At 65.3% G+C, this 23,260-nt stretch carries 16 protein-coding genes; 5 read left to right on the top strand and 11 right to left on the bottom strand.

All coding sequences use genetic code 11. The features are described 5' to 3' along the window. Positions 1–2 precede the first annotated feature (2 nt). A complete protein-coding gene (locus G6N33_RS10300) occupies positions 3–2,846 on the top strand; it encodes an MMPL family transporter (RefSeq protein WP_081662154.1) in 2,844 nt (947 codons plus the stop codon). Here the strand turns inward: G6N33_RS10300 and G6N33_RS10305 are convergent. Next, positions 2,841–3,998 carry an AI-2E family transporter gene (locus tag G6N33_RS10305; RefSeq protein ID WP_044509425.1) on the bottom strand — a complete coding sequence of 386 codons (1,158 nt, stop codon included), beginning with the start codon at positions 3,996–3,998 and terminating at the stop codon, positions 2,841–2,843. The two genes, G6N33_RS10300 and G6N33_RS10305, sit on opposite strands and share 6 nt — an antisense overlap. Before the next feature lie 121 nt (positions 3,999–4,119). On the opposite strand from G6N33_RS10305, the gene G6N33_RS10310 reads away from it, so the two are divergent. Further along, positions 4,120–5,343 (top strand): lysylphosphatidylglycerol synthase transmembrane domain-containing protein, encoded by a 1,224-nt coding sequence (locus G6N33_RS10310; protein ID WP_101528411.1) that lies wholly within the window; start codon positions 4,120–4,122, stop codon positions 5,341–5,343. A 44-nt stretch (positions 5,344–5,387) separates the two neighbouring features. Here the strand turns inward: G6N33_RS10310 and G6N33_RS10315 are convergent, their stop codons facing one another. Then, entirely contained in the window at positions 5,388–5,930 is a 543-nt protein-coding gene (locus G6N33_RS10315; protein WP_101528402.1) for a hemophore, read from the bottom strand. 329 nt (positions 5,931–6,259) lie between these two features. On the opposite strand from G6N33_RS10315, the gene G6N33_RS10320 reads away from it, so the two are divergent. Both G6N33_RS10320 and G6N33_RS10325 read left to right on the top strand, forming a co-directional pair. Continuing rightward, complete coding sequence (locus G6N33_RS10320; RefSeq protein WP_044509424.1) at positions 6,260–9,286, top strand: MMPL family transporter; 3,027 nt, start codon at positions 6,260–6,262, stop codon at positions 9,284–9,286. Beyond that, a complete protein-coding gene (locus tag G6N33_RS10325; RefSeq protein WP_044509423.1) occupies positions 9,283–9,810 on the top strand; it encodes a helix-turn-helix domain-containing protein in 528 nt (175 codons plus the stop codon). The genes G6N33_RS10320 and G6N33_RS10325 overlap by 4 nt, the downstream gene beginning before the upstream one ends. A 14-nt stretch (positions 9,811–9,824) precedes the next feature. Here G6N33_RS10325 and G6N33_RS10330 read toward each other — a convergent pair whose 3' ends face one another. Then, positions 9,825–10,514 carry a membrane protein gene (locus tag G6N33_RS10330; protein WP_044509422.1) on the bottom strand — a complete coding sequence of 230 codons (690 nt, stop codon included), beginning with the start codon at positions 10,512–10,514 and terminating at the stop codon, positions 9,825–9,827. Next, entirely contained in the window at positions 10,511–11,173 is a 663-nt protein-coding gene (locus G6N33_RS10335; RefSeq protein ID WP_044509421.1) for a hypothetical protein, read from the bottom strand. The genes G6N33_RS10330 and G6N33_RS10335 overlap by 4 nt, the downstream gene beginning before the upstream one ends. A gap of 77 nt (positions 11,174–11,250) precedes the next feature. Here G6N33_RS10335 and G6N33_RS10340 point away from each other — a divergent pair, with 77 nt between their 5' ends. Further along, positions 11,251–13,245, top strand: a complete 1,995-nt coding sequence (locus tag G6N33_RS10340; RefSeq protein WP_044509420.1) for a M13 family metallopeptidase — start codon at positions 11,251–11,253, stop codon at positions 13,243–13,245. On the opposite strand, the gene G6N33_RS10345 is transcribed toward G6N33_RS10340, so the two are convergent. The 7 genes from G6N33_RS10345 to G6N33_RS10375 all read right to left on the bottom strand — a co-directional run bounded on the left by G6N33_RS10345 (position 13,229) and on the right by G6N33_RS10375 (position 22,901). Beyond that, positions 13,229–15,472, bottom strand: coding sequence for a molybdopterin-dependent oxidoreductase (locus tag G6N33_RS10345; protein ID WP_044509419.1), 2,244 nt, complete (start codon positions 15,470–15,472; stop codon positions 13,229–13,231). The two genes, G6N33_RS10340 and G6N33_RS10345, sit on opposite strands and share 17 nt — an antisense overlap. Continuing rightward, the gene (locus G6N33_RS10350) at positions 15,462–16,067 is read right to left on the bottom strand and encodes a TetR/AcrR family transcriptional regulator (protein ID WP_044509418.1); all 606 of its coding nucleotides are present in this window, start codon (positions 16,065–16,067) and stop codon (positions 15,462–15,464) included. Before G6N33_RS10350 ends, G6N33_RS10345 begins: the two co-directional genes overlap by 11 nt. Before the next feature lie 132 nt (positions 16,068–16,199). After that, complete coding sequence (locus G6N33_RS10355) at positions 16,200–17,276, bottom strand: DUF190 domain-containing protein (RefSeq protein WP_044509417.1); 1,077 nt, start codon at positions 17,274–17,276, stop codon at positions 16,200–16,202. Positions 17,277–17,849: 573 nt separating this feature from the next. After that, positions 17,850–19,142, bottom strand: coding sequence for a cation:proton antiporter (locus G6N33_RS10360; protein ID WP_044509416.1), 1,293 nt, complete (start codon positions 19,140–19,142; stop codon positions 17,850–17,852). Next, positions 19,124–20,134, bottom strand: a complete 1,011-nt coding sequence (locus tag G6N33_RS10365; protein ID WP_044509415.1) for a hypothetical protein — start codon at positions 20,132–20,134, stop codon at positions 19,124–19,126. Before G6N33_RS10365 ends, G6N33_RS10360 begins: the two co-directional genes overlap by 19 nt. Positions 20,135–20,175: 41 nt before the next feature. Continuing rightward, positions 20,176–21,111 (bottom strand): sulfotransferase domain-containing protein, encoded by a 936-nt coding sequence (locus G6N33_RS10370; RefSeq protein WP_231382537.1) that lies wholly within the window; start codon positions 21,109–21,111, stop codon positions 20,176–20,178. Positions 21,112–21,461: 350 nt separating this feature from the next. Continuing rightward, complete coding sequence (locus G6N33_RS10375) at positions 21,462–22,901, bottom strand: MFS transporter (RefSeq protein ID WP_081662150.1); 1,440 nt, start codon at positions 22,899–22,901, stop codon at positions 21,462–21,464. Between the last annotated feature and the right edge of the window lie 359 nt (positions 22,902–23,260).

The raw sequence follows: 23,260 nt of genomic DNA on the forward strand, positions 1-23,260 counted from the left end.
ACGTGTTCGCCTGGTGGGGTCGAACCGTGTACCGCTACCGGTACATCGTGATCGGGGTCATGGTGGCTCTGTGCCTTGGCGGCGGCATCTTCGGGATGAGCCTGGGTAAGCATGTCACGCAAAGCGGTTTCTACGACGACGGCAGCCAGTCCGTCAAAGCCTCGATCCTCGGCGACCAGACCTACGGCCGCGACCGAACCAGCCACATCGTGGCCACCCTGCCCGCCCCCGACGGCAAGACGGTTGACGACCAGGCCTGGCGCGACCAAGTCGTCAGTGAACTCAACAAGCTCAAGACCGATCATTCCGACCAGGTTGTGGGCTGGGCCGGCTGGCTGGCAGCCCCCGATAGCACCAACCCGTTGATCAAGGGAATGGTCAGCGAGGACCGCAAATACACGTTCGTCACCATCCCGCTCAAGGGCGACGACGACGACACCATCCTCAACAACTACAAGGCCGTCGCACCCGCCCTGCAGAAGCTCGACGGTGGCAAGGTCGAACTTGCCGGCCTGGAACCCGTTGCCAGCGCCCTGACCGGCACCATCGCCAGCGACCAGAAGCTCCTGGAGTATTTGGGGCTCCCGCTGGTGACGGTGGTGCTGTTCTTGGTGTTCGGCGGCGCCGTGGCCGCCGGCCTGCCCGTCATCGTCGGCGGCCTGAGCATCGCCGGTGCGTTGGGCATCCTCCGGTTTGCCGCCATCTTCGGGCCGGTGCACTTCTTCGCCCAGCCGGTGGTCTCGCTGATCGGTTTCGGTATCGCCATCGACTACGGGCTGTTCATCGTGAGCCGATTCCGCGAGGAGATCGCCGAGGGCTACGACACCGAGGCCGCCGTGCGGCGCACCGTGATGACGGCCGGACGTACGGTCGTGTTCTCTGCGGCGCTGATCATTGCCTGCAGCGCCAGCTTGCTGGTGCTACCGCAAGGCTTTGTGCACTCCCTGACCTACGCGATTTTCGCCGCCGTGGGTCTGGCCGCGCTGCTGTCCGTCACCTTGCTGCCGGCCTGCCTGGGCATCCTCGGCCGCCACGTGGACGCGTTGGGTGTGCGGACCGCCTTCCGCGTGCCCTTCCTGCGGAATTGGAAGTATTCGCGGGCCTACCTCAACTGGCTCGCCGACCGGCTGCAGAAGACGAAGACCCGCGAAGAGGTGGAGGCCGGTTTCTGGGGCAAGCTGGTCACCTGGGTGATGAAGCGGCCGCTGGCCTTCGCCATCCCGATCGCGGTCGGGATGATCCTGCTGGTCATCCCGCTGGGCAACCTGTCGCTGGGTGGCATGAGCGAGAAATACCTGCCGCCCGACAACGCCGTGCGCCTGGCGCAGGAGCACTTCGACAAGCGGTTCCCCGGATACCGGACCGAGCAGCTCACGGTGGTGATCCAGGGCAACAACCACACCAAGGTCACCGACCAGCAGGTCGCCGATATCCGCAACCGGATCGCGGGGATCACCGGCTTCACCGACAAGACGTGGGAGGAGCGGCCTTGCCCGACGATCGCCGGCAATCCCTGCGTCGCCGGTCCGAACGGCACCACGCAGCCCAAAGACGATACGGTCCGGGTGATACAGAACGGGCTGGTCAACAAGAACGACGCCGAGAAGAAGATTCAGGAGCTGCGAGCGGTCAACCCGCCGAAGGGGCTGACCCTGTTGGTCGGCGGAACGCCCGCGCTGGAGCAGGACAGCATCCATAGCCTGTTCGACAAGGCGCCGCTGATGCTCGTCTTGTTGCTCAGCGCCAGCCTGTTGCTGATGTTCCTGGCATTCGGCTCGGTGGTGTTGCCGATCAAGGCGGCACTGATGAGCGCGCTGACGCTCGGCTCCACTCTGGGCATCCTGACCTGGATCTTCGTCGATGGGCACTTCTCGAACGTGCTGAACTTCACGCCGACGCCACTGATGGTGGTGCTCATTGCCCTCGTTGTCGCGGTGGGTTTCGGATTGGCCACCGACTACGAGGTGTTCCTGGTATCCCGCATGGTCGAGGCCCGCGAACGCGGCATGTCGACCGCCGAGGCCATCCGTATCGGTACCGCGACCACCGGGCGGTTGATCACCGCCGCCGCGCTGGTGCTGGCGGTGGTCGCCGGGTCGTTCATGTTCTCCGACCTGGTCATGATGAAGTACCTGGCGTTCGGCTTGGCGGCGGCGCTGCTGCTGGACGCGACCGTGGTGCGGATGTTCCTGGTGCCCTCGGTGATGAAGCTGCTGGGCGACGACTGCTGGTGGGCTCCCCGGTGGGCGCGGCGGCTGCAGAACAAGCTGGGGCTGGGCGAGATCGATCTGCCCGACGAGCGCAAGCGCACCGGTGTCAACGGCCGGCCGGTCCGGCCGCCGGTCGCGGCCAGCCTGGTGGCGGCCAAACCTCGCGCGCCGCACGACCCGACGCATCCCGGCGCGCCGCCGGAGCCGTCGCGCGCGATCCGCCCGGGCCCGTCAGAGCCTCGGCCCGCGACGGAACTGCCCGCCGGTGGGCATCCCGCTCGCATCCAGCCGCGGCCGGTCCAGCCGACGGAAGCCAAAACCACGCGCTTCGCGGCCCCCGGGAACTCCGAGACCGCTGCACGTCCTCCGGCCGCACCGGCACCGCCCGCGCCGCCGCCGTCGGCCGGTCAGACCCGGGCGATGCCGGTGCCGGGGAATCACCAGCCCAAGGGCGACCCTGCCGAACCCACCACCGCCCTTCCGGTCGCGCGGACCGAAGGCAACGACAACGACGCAGCCACCGAGAAGATAAACGCGCGCGGGCAGGACGATAACGGCGACAACTCGCGTCCGCGGCGCCGCGCCGGCGGCGGAGTATCCGCCCAGGACCTACTGCGTCGCGAGGGGCGGCTATAGGCCCGCCGAGTCCTCGGCGTTCTGCTCCGGATGGTCGGGCTTGGCCTGGACCATGCTTCCGTCGTCGTCCTCACCCAGCTGTTCGGCTTCCTCCTCCGGATCCCTGGCTAGCAGCACCTGGATCGCATTGTTGAGGAAGGCGACCGTTGGGACTGCCAGCAAGGCGCCGACGATTCCGCCCAGCACACCTCCGGTGGAGATTGCCAGCACCACCCCGAGCGGGTGGATGGACACGGCGCGTCCCATTACCAGCGGCTGCAGCAGATGCGACTCGATCTGGTTGATCAGGACCAGCAGCCCCAGCGTGAGCAGCGCATACACGATGCCCTTGGCCAGCAGCGCCACCACCACGGCCACCAACCCGGAGATCACCGCACCGATCAGCGGGATGAACGCACCGAGGAATACCAGCGAGGCCAGCGGCAGGGCAAGCGGCACGCCCATGATGGCCAGCCCAGCGCCGACCCCGGCGGCGTCGGTGAGCGCCACCAGGAAGGTAGCCCGGACATAACCGATCAGCGAGCCGTACCCGGCGCGACCGGCTTCGACGACCCGGTCGCGCACGCCCACCGGGAAGATCTTGGTCACGTAGGCGAAGATGTTGCGGCCGCCGTAGAGAAAGAAGATGAGGGTGAATAGCACCAGCACCGCGGCAGTGAGCAGCTCGGTGATGGTGGCGGCGGTGGACAGCGCCCCGCTCGTCAGTTTCGACTGATTGTTGTGCAGCGCCTGAATCGCAGCGTTACCCGCGTTGGTGATCTGTTCGCTGCGCAGGTGCGCCGGCCCTTCGATCAGCCACCGTCGGGTGGAGTCGATGCTGCGGCTGACCTGCTCGGTCAGATCGGGCAAACCGACGACGAACTGGGTGACGACGAAGGTGAGAATGCCGCCGAGTAGGGCGAAGCCGCCCAGCAGCACCAACGCGACCGCGCCGCCACGCGGCAGCCCGCGCCGATCCAGCCAGTCCACCGACGGCACCAGCAACGCGCTCAGCATCAGGGCCAGCAGCACGGGGACGACGATGATTTCGAGTTTTGCCACTACCCAGAGGAACGCCACCGCCGCGGCCAGGATCACCAGCAAACGCCATGCCCAGGCTGCGGTCTTGCGGACAAGGGGTTCGACCGATGCGTCGTCGGTGTTTGCCGGCATCCGGTCAGCCTACGTGGCGCGGCGAACCCAACGCCCGGGTCAGCACGATCCGGTCACGACGGCGACACGCTCGGAGTTGCGCCTTGAGGGCCTCACCACCTGCGCGGTTACCCTAAAACGCGTGCCACACCGCGACGCTATTCGCAACCTCCGCCCGCCGGGCGGCGGTGCGTTCGCTCGCGACGGCGCGTCACCCGCGCCCACCCGCGAGACCACGCGGGGCAAATACTGGTGGGTGCGCTGGGTGGTGCTCGCACTGGTCGCGATCGTGCTGGCCGTCGAAATCTCGCTGGGCTGGCATCAGCTGGCCAAGGCCTGGACCAGCCTGTTCCAGGCCAACTGGTGGTGGCTGTTCGCCGCCGTGCTGGCCGCCGCGGCGTCGATGCACAGCTTCGCCCAGATTCAACGCACGCTGCTGAGATCCGCCGGGGTGCACGTCAAGCAGCTGCGCTCGGAGGCCGCTTTTTACGCCGCGAACTCGCTGAGCACCACACTGCCCGGCGGTCCCGTGCTGTCGGCGACGTTTTTGCTTCGGCAGCAACGCATTTGGGGTGCCTCCACGGTGGTGGCGTCCTGGCAGCTGGTGATGTCGGGTGTGCTGCAGGCGGTGGGCTTGGCCCTGCTCGGGCTGGGCGGCGCTTTCTTCCTGGGGGCCAAGAACAACCCGTTCTCGCTGCTGTTCACACTCGGCGGGTTCGTCGCGTTGCTGTTACTGTCCCAGGCCGTCGCGTCGCGCCCGGAGTTGATCGAGGGCATCGGGACCCGCGTGTTGTCGTGGTTCAACTCGCTGCGCGGCAAGCCCGCCGACACAGGCCTGGCCAAGTGGCGCGAGATCCTGATGCAGCTGGAGTCGGTGAGCCTGGGCCGACGCGACATGGCGGTGGCGTTCAGTTGGTCGATGTTCAACTGGGTCGCCGACGTGGCCTGCCTGGCCTTCGCCGCGTATGCGGCCGGTGATCACGCATCGGTGGCCGGGTTGACGGTCGCCTACGCGGCCGCGCGGGCCGTCGGCACGATCCCCCTGATGCCGGGCGGCCTGCTGGTGGTCGAGGCAGTGCTGGTGCCCGGCTTGGTGTCCAGCGGCATGTCGTTGCCCAACGCGATCTCGGCCATGCTGCTCTACCGCCTGATCAGCTGGCTGCTCATGTCCGCGGTCGGCTGGGTGGTGTTCTTCTTCATGTTCCGTACCGAGAATCCGGGCGCCTCCGACGACGACCCGCCGACCGGGCCGCTGCCCCCGATCGAGCCGCAACTGCGGCGCTGGGACGACGCGACCGTCGACCAGGCCGCGCTGCAGGGACCGTTACCCCCGCCCGAACCGCGGCCCGCCGGCGAGCCAGCCTGACGCACCTTAACCAGCCGCCTTAACCAGCCGCCTTAACCAACCCCTTAACCAACATTGTTCTGCCGCGACGGACCTGGCAGCGTGCCGCCCGCGACGGACGGTGCCGGCGCGGTCACGCCGGGCGCCGTTCCCAGACCGGCGGCCGGCGACGCGGGCACGGCCGGCAGCCCGCCCGGTACGCCCGCGGCACCCTGCGCCTGCTGCATCACGCCCATCACCTGCGGAATGCTGATCGGCAGCTTGCACTGCATCGACAGGTTGGTCAGGGGCTGCGCAATCGACGCCATATCGGTGGCCGCCTTGGGGTTTCCCTCGAAGTAGGTCTTGAGTCCGGTGACCGACTGCGGACCGGCCTGCTGCTGCAACATGGTCGTCATGGACTGGTTGGTCTCGGGATGCGAATCCAGGTAGTCACCCATCGACTTGGACACCGACCCGATCGTGCGGGCGACTTCGCTGGCCGCGCAGGGGTCGTTGGCACCGCTCGCCGGTGGCTCGGCCATCAATGCGACGGCCGCGGCGGGCACCGCGGCGGCGATCAGTCCCGCGACAAGCCCGCGCCGCCCGGCCCAAATACGTGTCCCCATGCGAAAAACTCCTCACGGTTTGCCCCGGTTTGCTCACGCCGTCGTCGTCACGGTCCCAGGCAAACTGCTGCGTTGAATGGCCGTTGGATTGCGGGTTCCCCTGACCCCGCCTGGCCCAGCGTCATCCTGCCATCCGGGCGGGTGGCCTGCCAGCGGGTGTGACCGGGATCCCGTAGATCACCGGTTGGCAACGACTTGGCTGCGGGTTGGCCACAGAGCCGTCTGCCCTGCTCACGAATTCGCTAAGCCCACCTAATGCACAGCCTGCTGCGGTATCGTCGCCACCACGCGTAAGCGAGATACTCGGGGAGCCTGAAATCCAGCAGTTCATGATGCGCCTCAGCCGCAGCCTGCGCAGATACCGCTGGTTGGTCTTCGCAGGCTGGTTGCTCGCATTGGTTCCCGCTATCTATTTGGCCCTGACGCAGTCCGGAAACCTGACCGGCGGCGGCTTCGAAGTGGCCGGTTCGCAATCGCTGAAAGTCCACGACCAACTCGAGTCGCAATATCACGACCAGGGTGCGGCGTCGCTGGCCCTGGTGGCCGCCCCGCGGCCAGACGCCAGCTACGAGGACATGAACAACGCCGTGGCGCAGCTGCGCCAGATCGCCGGCGAATTTCCTGGTGTCACGGAGAAAACCAATCCCACCCAGCGTCCGCCGCAGCCGGACCGGCCGTACGTGCTGTCGTTGCGCCTCGACGGCCGTAACTCGGGCACCAGCGACATCGCCAAACGGCTGCGACAGCGGGTCGGCGTCAACGGCGACCAGCCCGGCCAGACCTCCGAAGGTCGGGTGCGCCTCTATGTCATCGGGCAGGGTGCGCTGTCGGCGGCGGCCGCGGCGAACACCAAGCACGACATTGCGGCGGCCGAACGATGGAACCTGCCGATCATCCTGATCGTCTTGCTAGCCGTGTTCGGCTCGCTGGCTGCCGCGGCGATACCGCTGGCCCTCGGTGTGTGCACGGTCGTGGTAACCATGGGCCTGGTCTATTTCTTATCGGCGTACATCACCATGTCGGTATTCGTGACGTCGACGGTGTCGATGTTCGGCATTGCGCTCGCGGTCGACTATTCGCTGTTCATCCTGATGCGGTTCCGCGAGGAACTGCGTGCCGGCCGCGAACACCGCGAAGCCGTCGACGCCGCGATGGCCACCTCGGGGCTGGCGGTGGTGCTGTCCGGCCTGACGGTCGTCGCGTCCCTCACCGGCATCTACCTGATCAATACCCCGGCGCTGAAATCGATGGCGACCGGCGCGATTCTGGCTGTCGCGGTCGCGATGCTGACCTCCACCACCCTGACCCCCGCGGTGCTGGGGACATTCGGGCGTGCCGCGGCCAAGCGTTCGGCGCTGCTGCACTGGTCACGACGGCCGGAAAGCACGCAGTCCCGGTTCTGGAACCGCTGGGTCGGGGCGGTGATGCGGCGGCCTTGGATCTCGTCGGTGTTGGCGGCGTCGGTGCTGCTGGCCATGGCCGCGCCCGCGGCGTCGATGGTGCTGGGCAACAGCCTGCTGCGGCAGTTCGACTCCTCACACGAGATCCGTGCCGGGGTCGCCGGCGCGTCGCAGGCGCTTGGGCCCGGTGCGCTTGGCCCGGTTCAGGTGCTGGTGACCTTTCCCGACAGCACCGCCGCCGCGCCCGAGAACAGCCAGACGCTGGCCGCCATCCGGCAGCGCATGACGCAGGCACCCAACATCGTCTCGGTCGGGCCGGTGCAGTTCGCCGACGACAACAGCAGTGCGCTGTTGTCCGGGGTGTTGTCGGTTGATCCCGAGGACTTGGGCGCCCGGCACACCGTCGACTGGATGCGGGCCCAACTACCGAAGGTGCCCGCCGAGGGCACCGCGCACGTCGACGTCGGCGGGTCGACGGCGTTGATCAAAGATTTCGACGACCGGGTCTCCAAGACCGAGCCGTGGGTGTTGCTGTTCGTCGCCCTCATCGCGTTCGCAATGCTGTTGCTCTCCATCCACTCGGTGTTCCTGGCGTTCAAGGGCGTGCTGATGACGCTGCTCTCGGTCGCCGCCGCCTACGGGAGCCTGGTGATGGTGTTCCAGTGGGGCTGGCTGAAGGACCTCGGCTTCATCCAGATCACATCGATCGACAGCACCGTCCCGCCGCTGGTGCTGGCGATGACGTTCGGGTTGTCGATGGATTACGAGATTTTCCTGTTGACCCGCATTCGGGAACGCTTCTTGCACACCGGCAACACCCGCGATGCCGTGGCCTACGGCGTGAGCACCAGCGCGCGCACCATCACCAGCGCGGCGCTGATCATGATCGCGGTGTTCATCGGCTTCGCGTTCGCCGGTATGCCGCTGGTCGCCGAGATCGGGGTGGCGTGCGCGGTCGCGATTGCCGTCGACGCCACCATCGTGCGGCTGGTGCTGGTGCCCGCGCTGATGGCGATGTTCGCCCAATGGAACTGGTGGCTGCCCCGCTGGCTGGCCCGGCTGCTGCCGTCGGTGGACTTCGACCGACCGCTGCCCGAGGTCGACCTCGCCGACGTGGTGGTCATCCCCGACGACATCTCGGCGCTCACCGCGCCCAGCGCCGACGTGCGGATGGTGCTCAAGTCCGCCGCCAAGCTCAAGCACCTGGCCCCCGACGCGATCTGCGTTCCCGACCCGCTCGCCTTCACCGGCTGCGGGCGCACCGCCAACGGCGCCGGAGGGGTCCGCGGGCAGGGCCCGGGGCAGATTCCGCACCAGGTGAACCTCACCGACGACGGTGTCGGAGTCGCAGTCGGCACCGATGCGGCCAAGAACGGCAACAATGGTCATCAACGGGGGGCGTCGGGCGCCAAGAAGCTGGTCGACGGCCTGGCGTCGCGCAACGGCATCGCCCGGTCGATGCCGTGGGCCGATCGACCCGTGCACCCTGTGACGCTGTGGCGGGGGCGGTTGTCGGTCGCCATCGACGCGCTGGAAACCTCCGCGGGTGCGGCCGACCGGCCCGAGTACGCCCGCCGCTGCCCGGTCGAGACCACCAATGTGCAGCTGCCGACCGGCGACCGGCTTCAGGTTCCGACCGGCGCCGAAACGCTGCGCCTGAAGGGCTACCTGATCATGTGCCGTAACAGCAGCCGCGATTACGCCGAATTTGCGGACATGGTCGATAGTTTGGAACCGGAGACGGCCGCGGTGGTGCTGTCCGGGATGGACAGGTACTACCGTTCTCAACCGCCGAAGCAGCAGCGGATAGCCTCCGAGTTGGTGCGCCAACTGGCCGATCCGCATCCCGCTGATCTGTCCGACGATCTCGCGGAGCCTGATGCCAAGGCAGACTGGGATGAGGTCCGGCAGCGCTGCCTAGCCGTGGCCGTCGCAATGCTGGAGGAGGCGAGGTGACGTTGGCAGCCGACCGACGCCGGGTTCCGCCGCCGCAGCAGCAGCCCGCGGCGGAACGTGGCTTTGCCGACCTCGATCGGCCGGTCGAGGTGTGGCCAACGGCGGCGATCCGGTCGGCGCTGCAAGGCGGCGACATCGACACCTGGAAGCGGATCGCCGCCGCGCTCAAACGCGATCCGTTCGGCCGCACCGCCCGTCAGGTTGAAGAGGTCCTCGAGGGCACCCGCCCGTATGGCATCTCGAAGGCGCTGTGGGAGGTGCTCGAGCGCGCCCGCACCCACCTGGAGGCCAACGAACGCGCGGAGGTGGCTCGCCACGTCGGGCTGCTGATCGAGCGGTCCGGGCTGGCCGAGCAGGAATTCGCGGCCCGAATCGGGGTGGCGCCTGAGGAGTTGGCGAGCTACCTCAACGGCAGCGTCAGCCCGTCGGCGTCGCTGATGATTCGGATACGGCGGCTCTCGGACCGATTCGCGAAGGTCAATTCGGAGTCTGCGGAGTCCGCTGAGCCGCCCGGCTCGGACTGAGTCGGGGCGGCCTGCTATCGGGCGTTGATCGGCAACACGTCGGACACCAGCCAGTCGCTGCCGCGTTTGGTCAGCGTCACCCGCAGCGCGGGTGCCGCCCGGCTGGGCGCCTTACCCGCAACGTTCTGGGTGACCCGCAGGATGACCGCCACGCTGGCCGCCGTGGGACCGATCGCCTCGATTCCGGCCGCCAGCGTCGACGCCTCGGCGCTGACGTGGCGCTGGGCCAGATCGGCGCTGGACTTCTGGTATTGCTCCTTGAACGAGTCGGCCCGCTCCGGGACCATCATCGCCGCGGCCCGGTCAATCGAGCTGGTCGGTGCGGCCGGGGTGAACGACGCCATCGCCTCGGCCATTCCGGTGGCGACCTGCACCGCCGCGCGGGAATCGTCCCGGAAGTCGCGGTCCGCGCGGGTCCAGTGGGTGTATCCGGTCAGGACGGCGGCCACCAGGGCGATCGTGCACAACGACACCACGGCCAGGCGCAGCCCCGGTGCGTCGTCGTCGGTGCCGACGGCCACCGAATCGCGGCGCAGCAGCCAGAAATTGACTGCCACGCCCTCGGCGATGAGCACCAGCAGCACCGTGCAGGCCGCCACCCACCACCGTGGCCAGTCGAGGATGACCCCGATCATCAACAGGGCGCCGATCGCGGCCAGCGGGGCCGCAATGTCGAACGCGAGCAGCCGCCAGAGGTTTCTCATCGGATCGACTCCAGGTGAGAGATCAGCAGTTTGCCGTCGACGTTGGAGACGTCGAGCCGTAGGTTCCAGTGCACGGTCTGCGGCTTGCCGCCGACGTTTTCGCTGACCGACGTTGCCACCACCATCACCGAATCCGATCGGGTGGCGAACGGCGGCAGTTTGGTGGTGACTATGTCTCTCGGAGGCCGTGCGCCCTGCGGTTGACTGTCCAGGTCGCGGTGCACCGTCTCGACCGCGACCGCCTCGATCCGCCCGCTGCTTTGGGACTGCAACTTCTCCACCACCTGCCGGTAGGGCTGCACGGTCGCATCGAAGTCGGTGTTGAGTTCGCCGACGGTACCTTCGTGCAGCCGTTGCAGGCTGGCGTCGACGTTGGTGCTGTTCATGTTGATCAACACCCCGGTCCAGTCAGCGGCGGTTTGCATGACCCGGCTGAGGTAGCCACGTTCGGCCACCTCGTCGCGGTGGCCGGACCAGATGATCGCGATCAGCACGACCGCGGCGACACACAGCACGGCCAGCACCGTCGAGGCCACGCCGTACGGCGTGAACCACGGCTCGCCGCGACCGTGGGTCTCAGTCTGGCTTGCGGCGTCGGCGTCCCGCTCGTCGATGACGTCGTCGCCGGTCGCCGACGGGGTCTTGTCGCCCTCAGGCATGGGCGCGAGGGTACCTCGGGGCCCGCCGGTCGCCGCGCAACGGGCGGGCGCCACGCGGAAGATGGAAGGATGGCGGGGTGACGTATGCGGCTATCCGCTCCGGTCTGGACCTGAGCTACCTCGACGACAATGCCCGTCCCCAAGACGACCTGTTCGGTCATGTGAACGGTCGCTGGCTGGCCGACTACGAGATTCCCCCCGACCGGGCCACCGACGGCGCCTTCCGCACGCTCTACGACCAGGCCGAAGAGCAGGTGCGCGACCTGATCGTCGAAGCGAGCCAGCGCAGCTCGGCGCCCGGTACCGACGAGCAACGCATCGGCGACCTGTACGCCAGCTTCCTCGCCGAAGACGCCGTCGAGCGGCGCGGCCTGCAACCGTTGCTTGACGAGCTCGCGACCATCGATGCGGCGGCCGATGCGACGGCTTTAGCCGCCGTTGTCGGCGCGCTACAGCGCACCGGAGTGGGCGGTGGCGTTGCCGTCTACGTGGACACCGACGCCAAGAATTCGACTCGCTACCTGGTGCACGTCAATCAGTCCGGCCTCGGGTTGCCCGACGAGTCGTATTACCGCGACGAGCAGCACGCCGAAATTCTGGCGGCGTATCCCCAGCACATCGCGCGCATGTTCAGCCTGGTGTACGGCGGGGCCGCGGCAGATCACGCCGACACCGCGGCCCGCATCGTGGCGCTGGAGACAAAGCTGGCCGCCGCGCATTGGGATGTGGTCAAACGCCGCGACGCCGAGTTGAGCTACAACCTGCGCACCTTCGCCGAGTTGCAGGCTGAGGGCGCCGGCTTCGACTGGACCGGCTGGGTCGCCGCACTGGGTGGCACCGTCGACACTGTCTCGGAAGTCGTTGTGCGTCAACCGGATTACCTCACTGCTTTCGGTGAGCTGTGGCGAGACGAAGATTTGGCGGACTGGAAGCGCTGGGCACGCTGGCGGCTGATCCGTGCCCGCGCGGCCTGGCTGACCGACGCGCTGGTTGCGGCCGACTTCGACTTTTACGGCCGGCTGCTGACCGGAACCGAGCAGATCCGGGACCGCTGGAAGCGTGGCGTCTCCCTGGTCGAGAGCCTGATGGGCGACGCGGTCGGAAAGCTCTATGTGGAGCGGCATTTCCCGCCGGACGCCAAGGCCCGCATCGACGAGCTGGTGGCGAACCTGCGCGAGGCCTACCGGATCAGCATCAGCAACCTGGACTGGATGACGCCGCAGACCCGGGAACGCGCCCTGACCAAGCTGGAAAAGTTCACCGCCAAGGTGGGCTACCCAGCGAAGTGGCGTGACTACTCGGCGTTGGTGATCGACCGCGACGACCTGTACGGCAATTACCGGCGCGGGTACGCGGTCAACCACGACCGCGAGCTGGCCAAGCTCGGACAACCGGTGGACCGTGACGAATGGTTCATGACGCCGCAGACCGTCAACGCGTACTACAACCCCGGGATGAATGAGATCGTCTTTCCCGCAGCCATTTTGCAGCCGCCGTTCTTCGACCCCCAGGCCGACGACGCCGCCAACTATGGCGGTATCGGCGCGGTGATCGGACACGAGATCGGGCATGGGTTTGACGACCAGGGCGCCAAATACGACGGTGACGGGAACCTGGTCGACTGGTGGACCGACAACGACCGTCGGGAGTTCGGTGCCCGCACCAAGGCGCTCATCGAGCAGTACGAGGCCTATGTCCCCCGCGAGTTGCGGGACCATCAGGGTCCGCCGCATGTGCAGGGCGCCTTCACCGTCGGCGAGAACATCGGCGACCTGGGCGGTCTGTCCATCGCCCTGCTGGCCTACCAGCTGTCGCTGCACGGCGAGGAGGCGCCGGTGATCGACGGCCTCAGCGGCGTGCAACGCGTCTTTTACGGGTGGGCCCAGGTGTGGCGCACCAAATCCCGTACCGCAGAATCGATCCGGCGACTCGCCGTGGATCCGCATTCGCCGCCGGAGTTCCGGTGCAACGGCGTGGTCCGCAACGTCGACGCCTTCTACCAAGCCTTCGAGGTGACCGAGGACGACGCGTTGTTCCTGGAACCGCAGCGTAGGGTCAGGATCTGGAACTGACTCCCACCAACGCTTCGATGCGCGCCGGCACGTGCTTGTGCCACGGCGTCCCAGCGTAGGAGTCCCGCCAGACGGTCGATGTCAGCGTGTTTGGCGCCACGCCTGGCACGATGGTTTGTCCGTCGTCGTCGACGTAGTCGAGCCCAAAACCGTTGGGCAGGGCCGCATGTCCGGGAAGCATCGTCTCGGTGATTTCGATGGTCGCCTCGGCGCTCCCGGCGGCGGTGGTGATGCGCGCCCGACAGCCGTCGGCGAGCCCGAGATGCTGGGCATCTTCGACGCTGACCCGCAGCGCCCCGTCCGTGTCGCGCTTGCGCCAGGACGGATCACGGAATATGTCGTTGGCGGTGTAGGCGCGGCGCTCTCCCACCGAGAGCACGATGGGAAATTCGGATGTGGTCAATTGGCGCGGCCCTTCGCCGAGTGCGCGCAAATCGACGAGCATTTCCGGGATTTCGAGGGCGATCTTGTGGTCGGCGTGGGTGATCAGTGCGAAATCATCCTCGTAGTTGTGCGCGGTGAAGGTGACTCCTGACGGGCTGTTCAGGATGGCGTCGAACAGTGCGTTGCCATCGGCGTGGCCGGCCCGCCGCATCGCGTCGGGGTAGGTCATCGCGACCTTCTGAGCCAGCCCCCACACCGCGGCCGCGCCGGCCAGCCCGTCGGGCAGCGTCGGGCCCAGCGTCTGGTAGAGCACGTAGGGAACCAGGCGCGCCATCGTCGGACTGGCGGACACTGCGTTGAGGAACGCCTCGGCGAACGCCGCGCGGCCCTGCGCTGCCGCCTCGTGCAGCGGGCGCAGGTCCGCGTCGTCGATGACGCCCAGCGCATGCACCAGCCGGGCCCAAATCTCCGGCTCGGGCAGCGTGCCGGGTAGCGGCTCGAGCAGCGGTCGGCGCAGGTGAAAACCGTTGTGCGGGAACTCGAAATTGAAGAACGTCGCTTCGACCTTCTCGTACTGGGACGCCGCGGGCAGCACGTAGTGCGCCAGCCGGGCGGTCTCGGTCATCGCGACGTCGACGACGACCATCAACTCCAGCGACCGGAACGCCTCTTCGCATGCGGCCGAGTCGGCTACCGAATGTGCTGGGTTGGCGCTTTCGACGATCATCGCGCGGAAGCGGTCCGGGTGGTCGGTGAGGATCTCCTCGGGCACCACATTGGACGGCACCAGGCCGGCGATGATGGGGGCTCCGGTGACCGGGCTACGCCCGGAAACCGTACTGAACAACGGAGCGACCGACGAATGCAGGTGTTGGCCACCCTTTTTCGCAAAGTTGCCGGTGAAGATCCAGAGCAGCTTGTTCAAGTAGGAGCACAGTGTGCTATTCGGTGCCTGCTGAACGCCGAGGTCTTCGAATACCGCGACGCTGTGGGCGGTGCCTATGCGCCGGGCCGCCGACCGCAGCAGCTCTTCGTCCACTCCACAGTGCATCGCGTAGTCACGCACCGAGACGTCGCGCAGCGCGTCGCGCACCACCTCGGCGCCGTGCACGTGCTCGGCGAGAAATGCTTCGTTGCAGAGGTTTTCCTGGACCAGCACCGCCGCCATGGCCGCCAGGCACCAGGCGTCGGTACCCGGCCGCACCCGCAGGTGGAAGTCGGCCATCTTGGCGGTGTCGGTGACCACGGGGTCGATGACGATCATCGACCGCTTCGGGTCCTTGGCGATGTCGTTGAGCACCACCCGGGCTCGCGGAAAACTCTGCGACATCCACGGGTTCTTCCCGACGAACACCGACACTTCGGCGTGTTCGAACTCGCCTCGGGTATGGCCGCCGTAGAGCTGCGCATCGACCCATGCTTCGCCGGTCTTCTCCTGCGCCAACGCGTTTGACCGGTACTTCGCCCCCAGCGCCTTGAGGAAGGCGCCGCTGTAGGCCCCACCGAGATGATTGCCCTGACCGCCACCGCCGTAGTAGAAGATCTTGTCGCCGCCGTAGGTGTCGCGGATGTGCTTGAAGCCCTCGGCGATCTCGACAATCGCGGTGTCCCAGTCGATCTCTTCGTAGCTGCCGTCGGCGCGCCGGCGCATCGGGGAGGTCAGCCGGGCGCGGTTGTTCTGATAGTGGTCCAGCCGCAGCGCCTTGTTACAGGTGTACCCCTGCGACGCGGGATGGTTCTTGTCGCCGCGGATGCGCGCCAGTGTGCGGTCTTCGACCTGGACCACGATGCCGCAGTTGCATTCGCAGAGGACGCACGCGGTGGACTGCCACTCAGCAACCATCGGAGGGTTTCCTTCCCAGAGCTGTCAGCAGCGAGGTGCGCAACTGACGATGGATGATGTCCAGGGGTGCCACGTCGCGGCGCACCCGGGCCAACACGATGGCACCCTCGAGCGCCGAGGTCGTCAGCACCGACAGTTCGGCGGCGGCCTCGGCCGGTATGCCGTCGGCGATGAAGCGCCCGGTGATCTGGTTGGTCCAACGCTCGAACGCCTCGGCGGCGCGCTCGATCACCGGGGCCATTCCCTCGCGCTCCCGGGCACCGTCGGGCTCGGAGCCGGATTCGACGGAAACCGCCACGACCGGGCAACCCGCACGGAAATTGCTGTCGAGCAGTTGACGCCGGTACTTCTCGATCAACGTATCCAGCAGGTCAAGTCCGCTGTCGGCCCCGGCGATGATGGCGCCGACGTGATCACCGGCGTAGTCGACCGCCTCGCAAAGCAATTGGGTACGGCCGCCCGGAAAGTAGTGATAGGCCGACCCGCGCGGGGCGCCGCTGTGCTGCAGGACGTCGGAGATCGCGGTGGCGTGGGCGCCGCGTTCCCGGATCAACAGCGCAGCCGAGACCACCATCCGCTCGCGTGGACTCTTCATCGCTGCCCCTTTCGGCTTATGTATGATGCTATACATAAATCCGGCGCCGGCGAAAGCCCGGCGCGAATCCGTCCGTGATCCGGAGGACAGAGCTAAAGACTCCACGCGCCCAGGGCGGGCAGTGCACCGTGGCTAATAGTGGTGCCTGGCGATAGGGGGTCCGCCGGGTGGGTTGTCCTCGTCGGACATCAACGCGGGCACCATTTCGCTGGTTACCAGTCCGTGGTCTCGCGTGAGTTCATCGACTACCCCGAAGGATTCGGCGATGTTGGCCGGGGTGTCAATGATGACGGTGACTACCGGCACGTGGCGGCTCAGGGAGAAGAATCTGTCCCCGTGGGGCGGGTGATCGCCATGGAAGCCCCAGATTCCGCGTAGGGCGGTCGCACCGTCGGGCGTTTTGCGTTTGCGAAGCTGGTAGATCAACGCGCGGTGAATCGGTACGCGGTTGTGGTGGGCGGATTCGGACGTGTAGATCATCAACTTCTGCCAGAGTGGCAGACCATCTTCATCGGTTTCCGGCAACGCGTGGGGACGTTCAAATAGTTGACCGTCACGTTTACACACGCGCACCCGTTCGATGGTGATCACTGGCCGATAAAGCAGTCTGCCGAGTTCGGGCAATACCCGGCAGATGAGGTCGCGCGAGCCGACCGCAACAACCATCATTGGGACCTCGGGGTTGCGACTGAAGAATCTCGCCCGTTGGCGGTGACCGCTTGCGGTGCCGTCGACGCCCAGGAATGCCGTCGCGCCGGCGAGTCCACACTGGTACATCAGGTCGCAGATCGCGACGAAAGCGGGGACGCCGTGGACGCGTTCTTTGCGCCCAATGTAGACCGTCAATTTGCCGGCCTCAGGCAACTGGTCTGCGAGTTCCACTCGGCCGATGTCCTCGCGCAGCAGTCGGGCCCGCTCGAAGGTAACCAGGCCTCGCTGTTTGATGGCGAGTACCTCCTCGAGCAGTGGCCGGACCTTGCTGCTGGTGTCGACGGCTTCCACCAGGACGGGCGGGTCCTCGGACAGCGATAGCGACTCATCGGTTCTGAGGTGGCGTCCGGTCCCGAAGCCGCCAATGCCGCGCAGCACGATGGTGTTTGCAACTCGATACCGTTCGTACAAGTCGAGCAGCATATCGGAGACAAATCCGTCGCCAGTCCGCCGTCGCTCGGCCACATAGACGCTAAGTTTTAGACAGTCTTCATCCATCGTTGCTTCTTAGATTCGCCAAACAATAGCTTTTGCAACGATCTTCACCGTTGTGTTGTCTCGACCGACACTGCTTCGGCGACTACTCTTTGGACCGTCGGCAGGTTCGGGCATGCTGTGGGCGGGGAGCACACGATGACGGCCGAAGTTCGTCAAGTAATTGCTCGAGGACCATCGTCACGAGTGGGATATAAAGCAGCAGTCGATATTTCGTAGTTGATCCCCATGAATTCCTTCGTTCGCCCGCCAGTCGACCTTGTTGCTGCACGGCAGTTGGCCGGCCGCGACGTGTGCCGCGAGAAAGCCAGAGGCCCCAGGACGACAAAGTCGCACAGTTGGCTGTATCACCTCAGTGGCATCTGCTGCTAACTTGCTGTGCATCAAAGCGATTTCAATTGAACACAATTGCGCCGATCTGAGGCCGCGCAGTGGCACGCCAAGGCGAGTGGCCGAAGCCGACCAGCCGCCGAAGTGCCCCGCTAGCCGGTTGACGTCAAGATCAATCATTGATCGAACTTCGCGATGACCTCGCGAAATTTCGCTATCCACAACAACTCTGGAATTCGTGAGGCGTCAAGCGGCCGAGAGATCTTCGTTCGATAGCCTCGGCGCTATTTCTTGACCGTCGGATCGCAACAGTAACCAGCCTTTACGTAGCACGTAGTCGAGCCAGGCACCGGCGAGTTGCGACGTGAGAACCGCCGCGATCACCAGCGTTGTATAGAACTTCGAGCTGATGATGCCGGTGTCGAAAGCGACACTGGCCAATACGATGCCCGGCCCGCCACGGGCGTTGGTGGTGATGCCGAGGTTGATCAGTTCGAGTCCCCGAAAGCCGGCAAGCCGGCCCGCGAGCGACACCGACATCACTTTGATCGCGCAGGTGCCGACAATGAAGACGGCGATCATCGGCAAAGAGACGCCGCGGACGAGGTCGAGCTTCAGGCCGACGACCGCGAAATAGACGGGGATGAAGAACGCGAAGGACACTTTGCTGATCGCCTCGACTGCGTCGGCGAAGATCTTGCGCTTGCGGTGCACGACCGCGAAGCCGGCCAGGAATGCCGCGAAGACCAGGTTCACGTCGAGCGCTCCGGCGACCGCGCAGTAGGCGAGCAGGACGGCAATCACGTAGCCGGTGGGCGACTGCTGTGCAAATGCGTTCCAGCGGGCCGTGTTGACGCGTTTGACGACTCGCGGAGCGATCGTGAGCCCGACTACGAAATAGGCGACCGTCACCAATAGGTGCGAAAACAGCTGCCATGGCTGCAGCGTCGTCTTTCCGGCGACGGCAGTTGCGACCGCCAACGCCAGCCAAAGCACGATGTCTTCGAGCACGGCAACGCCGAGAACGAGCCGTGCGAATCGGGTGTGCAGGATCTTCAGGTCAGCGAAGATCTTCGACACCACCGGTACCGACGTGACCGCGACACCGACTGCCAAAATAATGATGAGCGACAAGCGATTCCCGTGTGGACCCGCCATGCTCGAGCTAACCAGGTGCGGCCCGAATGCCAGCCCCAGCACAAACGGCGTCCCGGTACCTACCACGATGAGCCAACTCACCGCGCGGCGCTCGCCGCGACCGAAGAGTTGCTGCATCTCGCTGCCGGAGAGAAACATCAGCAGCAGCAGCCCTAACCAATAGACGAAGGTCAAGATGTGGCCCGGGTGCCTGGCGTTTTCGAAGATCTGCGCCATGAAGGGCAGCCGACCGAGCAGCGCGGGGCCAACGACGACTCCGGCAAGGATTTCTCCCACCACTTTCGGCTGGCGAAGCTTGATGAACAGATACCCCAGCAACTGAGCCAGTCCGACGAGTAGAAGTAAAACGAAGACAATGGCGGTCAATTGCGCATTGGACACCGCGAACTCCTTACTCGATCGAGGCATTGCCCACGGCCAGCCCTCGGTGCGAGCACCCAGCGGCGGTAGAGCAGGAAGGTGAGCGTCAAGGCGGCGGTGCCGATACCCACGCAGACCGGATAGCTGATCCCGGGCGAATGGATAACGAGCGGAAGAAGCCCGACCGCCAGCGCGGGCGGCATGTGAATCTTCAACACGCGAAGGACCACAATGCCGAACGCCATGTCGAAGCCGGCCGCAATGCCATTAATTGGCTGCACGCTGACGGCAACCAACCCCGCACCCGAGATGAGAACACACGCGACTGGAAGAGCCAACGGTTTTCCGGCCCAGGGACACGAAGTGGGATGGGCGAACATCTCGTAGGCCATCACAATGAGCGGCGGAATCAACATCAAGCGAAGCCCGGACGCCGTTGCGCACGATGCCATCACCGCGAGAAACAGGAAAAAGGGTAATATCCATTTTCCCCCGGTTGGCCGTGTTTCGAATACGTCGTCGAGGTCCACATCCGAAACCTGCAAGGACGCATGGTATTTGCGGCGATAGTAGCTGCGCCACGGCAACAAGATGCCGCTCAGAGCAACCAGCCCGAGCCCGATCGATGCCGGATAGAGCCAGTTTTTGACATCCAACACGATCGGCAGTACGCCGGCCGAAACGGCCGGAACCATATGTGATTTAAGTGCTTTGAGCAGAACCAGACACGCCGTCACGACAAGCATGATGGTCAGCGCATGGTAGGGCAGTTTCCGGCTAATCCCGGTACCCACAACGGCCGCCAACACCGGTGTCAGGATCAGTCGCACCGGCTGGCTCGCCCACTTCCCCCAGGGGCGGGTCAATACATCGTGCGAAATCGCCCCGAGTCCAGGGAAAGCCAGGTAATACCAGCCGCTCGCTTGCGCTAGGGTCGCAATCGCCCCTATGCAGAGCACCGCTATACCATCCATGGCAAGGTCAGCACGGGGTGCCAGAGCTCGATCAGCCATAGACCCTGGGTCCTTGATTGGCTCCCACTCGTTCTGGGTGTTTAGCGCGCGGAAGGCATTTGACCGGTCTCAAGCCAGTGAGCGCATTCCGCGCCCAGCTTTGCTAGCGCAACGCGGTCGAATCGCTCGACTTGTGCCGGAGTCAACTCGGTGCGGTGGTCGCGCTTGAGCCCCTTGTGAAAGAAGGCCTTGGCGCTGGACATGTGAGCACCGCCAAATGGCGCCATCTTCTCGGCCCTGGCGCTCATATAGTCGAACGAACAATGCTCGACGATGGCGTCCATGCGAAGCGAAGCCGGATCGATGGACAAAAACCTTGCCAGCCGGTCGATTTCGCCGGGCAGGTTGTTTTTCAGCTGTTGGTAATGCAGGAGCAAGACGTTCGGCGCGTCGCGCAGCGCCCACCACGACTCCACGATGTCGAGGAGATCGCAGCACTCACACCCGTTAGTGTCTAGCCACCAATCGAAGAACTTCCGCATGTCCTCGGGAATAACAAGAGGTGTCGGGTCACCTGACCACTCGGCGTGAATCTTGTTGATTTCCTTCATGGTCGGCTCGGAGAAATTGTATAGATAGTTGTGAAAGCTTATTCCGATGTCCTTGCCGTTCCTACCCACGAACACATATCGGGCCTCGGGCGCGATCGGAAGTGCATCCGCGGGCAGATGTGACTTCATCACCCGCCGCAACCCGGCTTCGCGCTGCACCTTCAACACTTTGAGCATCCCCGCGTGATCCCCCCAGCTGGAGTCGAGCCACGGAGACGTATCCGACAGACCACCCTCTTGGTCCTCGCCGTTGTGCAGAATTTGCTGGACGATGCGCTGGGTCCAGGTGGTGCCCGCCTTGAACGGGTCCACGACGACTATATCTCGCTCGACAAATCCGCCCTGTGAGAGGAAATCCTCCCACACCCTCGAGTCGGAGAGGTAATCCCTGAGAACCCTGGTCGGTGCAAGCAGCTGGTTATCCACGGTAGATCGCCTTCCTTGTCCTTCATTCGCAAAAGACGCACACAAATCGCCCGGCGTTGGCGCTGAGAAAAAGACGCTGGCAAACTTCATCGAACCGCCGCCATGTCGGTTCGATGTGCAGTCATCTGCCTCTATTTTTACTCGCCGTGATTATTATTGTGTATCAGCAAGCTTACTGTTGGCTGTGTTCTGAGTGCGTGGTTCCTGGCCTTTTCGCCACGTGTGCGGTCCAGTCGCCAAGGCCTGCGCAGACGCCGACACGGCCCGACCATCACCCGATCGGGCCCATGCACCAAGGCGTCGAAACGGCCGCGCAATTAGCCGAGCTTCAGTGGAACCTTGATTGACTTTTAGCGGCCTCGCAGCGTCAATTCCTCGTCGTCGCGGTATGCGCCTGCACTTTGCTGGTCCTTGGCCGCACGGGTCCGCTCGGGCCGCACATAACCGACCCAGACGGACACGGCCGCGAAGGCATAGCACACCAGGAAGGCCCAGAACGCCGGCGTTTCCGTGCCCGCCGCGTCATAGGACTGCCGGAGCGCCAAGTCGATCCCCACGCCGCCGAGCGCGCCAAACGCACCTGCGACTCCAATCAGAGCCGAAGACCTGACCCGCGACCAATCGCGGCGCTCGGCGTCGCCGATATTCAGCGCGCGGCTACGCGCTTCGAAAACCGAGGGAATCAACTTGTACACCGACCCCTTCGCCGCGCCACAACAGACAAACAACGTAACAAATCCGATGATGTAGCCGATTGTCGTGTCGACCGCAACGGCACGACCGTGATTGCGCGCAAGGTCGTCGTGGGCGCTGACTCCGACGAGGAAGGATCCCGCCAGGATGGCGCCGCTGAAAACCACGAGCGTTATCCGGGCGCCTCCGAAACGGTCGCTCAGTTTGCCGCCGGCGATCCGTGCCAGCGACCCCAACAAGGGCCCGATGAAGGCAACCTCGGCGGCGTGCAGCGATGCCTGCCAATGGGTTTCGCCGCTGGCGGAAAAGCTGCGCATCAGCACTTGCCCAAAGGCGAAGGCAAATCCGAGGAACGACCCCGAGGCGCACATGTAGAAGTATGAGATAGCCCACGTGTCGGGCACTACGAGAATCGATCGCAAGTTGGCTAGCGAGATGCCGGCGCGATGCGCGACTACATTGTCCATGAACAGCACCGCGCCGACGCCACCGAAGGCCAGCAGGACAAGATATGTCGCGCATACCCAGTACGGCGCCCGATGCCCCGCGATGGCCAGCACTACGAGTCCAACGGCTTGGATGCCGGCCGACCCCAGATTGGCCATCCCCCCAGTCAGGCCGAGGGTAAAACCTTTGAGCCGCTGAGGGAATAGTCCGTCGACCTTGGCCAGGGAGGCCGAGTAATTGCCGCCCCCCAAACCCGTGAATGCGGCGCACACCAGGTACGGCCACAGCGGTAACCCGGGATGAGCCAGCAGCACCATCGCCCCGACGGTGGGGATCAGCAGCACCAGCGACGAAAAGATCGTCCAGTTGCGGCCGCCGAACCAGTTGGCAGCGATCGAATACGGGATACGGACAAGGGCTCCCACGAGGGATGCGGTAGCACCCACCAGCAGTTTGTCACCAGTCGAGAAGCCGTAGACGGACTGCGGCATGAACAGCACCAGCACCGACCACAGGTACCAGATCGAAAATGCGACGTGGACGTTCACGACTTGCCAGATCAAGTTTCGGCGAGCGATGACCTTGTTGCCCGCGTGCCAGGCAGCGGCGTCTTCCGGGTCCCATACCGCGATCCGATGCGAAGACGCCACGCGATATCTACCTTTCCCGGCGATGTGGCATGACAGTCGAGCCACGCGGCACGCATAACGACTCAGTGTTCGTTGAAATTCTTGAGCGATTCGGTGTCTATAAAGCTAATTACCCAGGCGTACAGACATTTTCAGATTAGCTCCGGTCGACTCAACGATCACGCCCGGCGGCCGACGGTCACGTACAGTCCTCCCCAGCCGTCACTTCCCGCCGCACGATTGGCCAAGTCAGGCCTGTCTGCTCTGCAGGAAACCGTTCGCGCGCCACCAGCAGCGCACCGTGTGGTGCGCCCCGAGACGATGGGCCGCTGACAGACCCTGGTGAATCGATTCTGACAACGCACGTCCACTTCACGACA

Origin of the sequence: Mycobacterium simiae (genome assembly GCF_010727605.1) — a bacterium.
GTDB lineage: Bacteria > Actinomycetota > Actinomycetes > Mycobacteriales > Mycobacteriaceae > Mycobacterium > Mycobacterium simiae.

Coding starts and splice junctions, on each gene's coding strand:
- G6N33_RS10305 (WP_044509425.1), bottom strand. CDS start 3,998: ATGCCGGCAAACACCGACGACGCATCGGTCGAACCCCTTGTCCGCAAG.
- G6N33_RS10315 (WP_101528402.1), bottom strand. CDS start 5,930: ATGGGGACACGTATTTGGGCCGGGCGGCGCGGGCTTGTCGCGGGACTG.
- G6N33_RS10320 (WP_044509424.1), top strand. CDS start 6,260: ATGATGCGCCTCAGCCGCAGCCTGCGCAGATACCGCTGGTTGGTCTTC.
- G6N33_RS10330 (WP_044509422.1), bottom strand. CDS start 10,514: ATGAGAAACCTCTGGCGGCTGCTCGCGTTCGACATTGCGGCCCCGCTG.
- G6N33_RS10335 (WP_044509421.1), bottom strand. CDS start 11,173: ATGCCTGAGGGCGACAAGACCCCGTCGGCGACCGGCGACGACGTCATC.
- G6N33_RS10345 (WP_044509419.1), bottom strand. CDS start 15,472: ATGGTTGCTGAGTGGCAGTCCACCGCGTGCGTCCTCTGCGAATGCAAC.
- G6N33_RS10350 (WP_044509418.1), bottom strand. CDS start 16,067: ATGAAGAGTCCACGCGAGCGGATGGTGGTCTCGGCTGCGCTGTTGATC.
- G6N33_RS10355 (WP_044509417.1), bottom strand. CDS start 17,276: ATGGATGAAGACTGTCTAAAACTTAGCGTCTATGTGGCCGAGCGACGG.
- G6N33_RS10365 (WP_044509415.1), bottom strand. CDS start 20,134: ATGGCTGATCGAGCTCTGGCACCCCGTGCTGACCTTGCCATGGATGGT.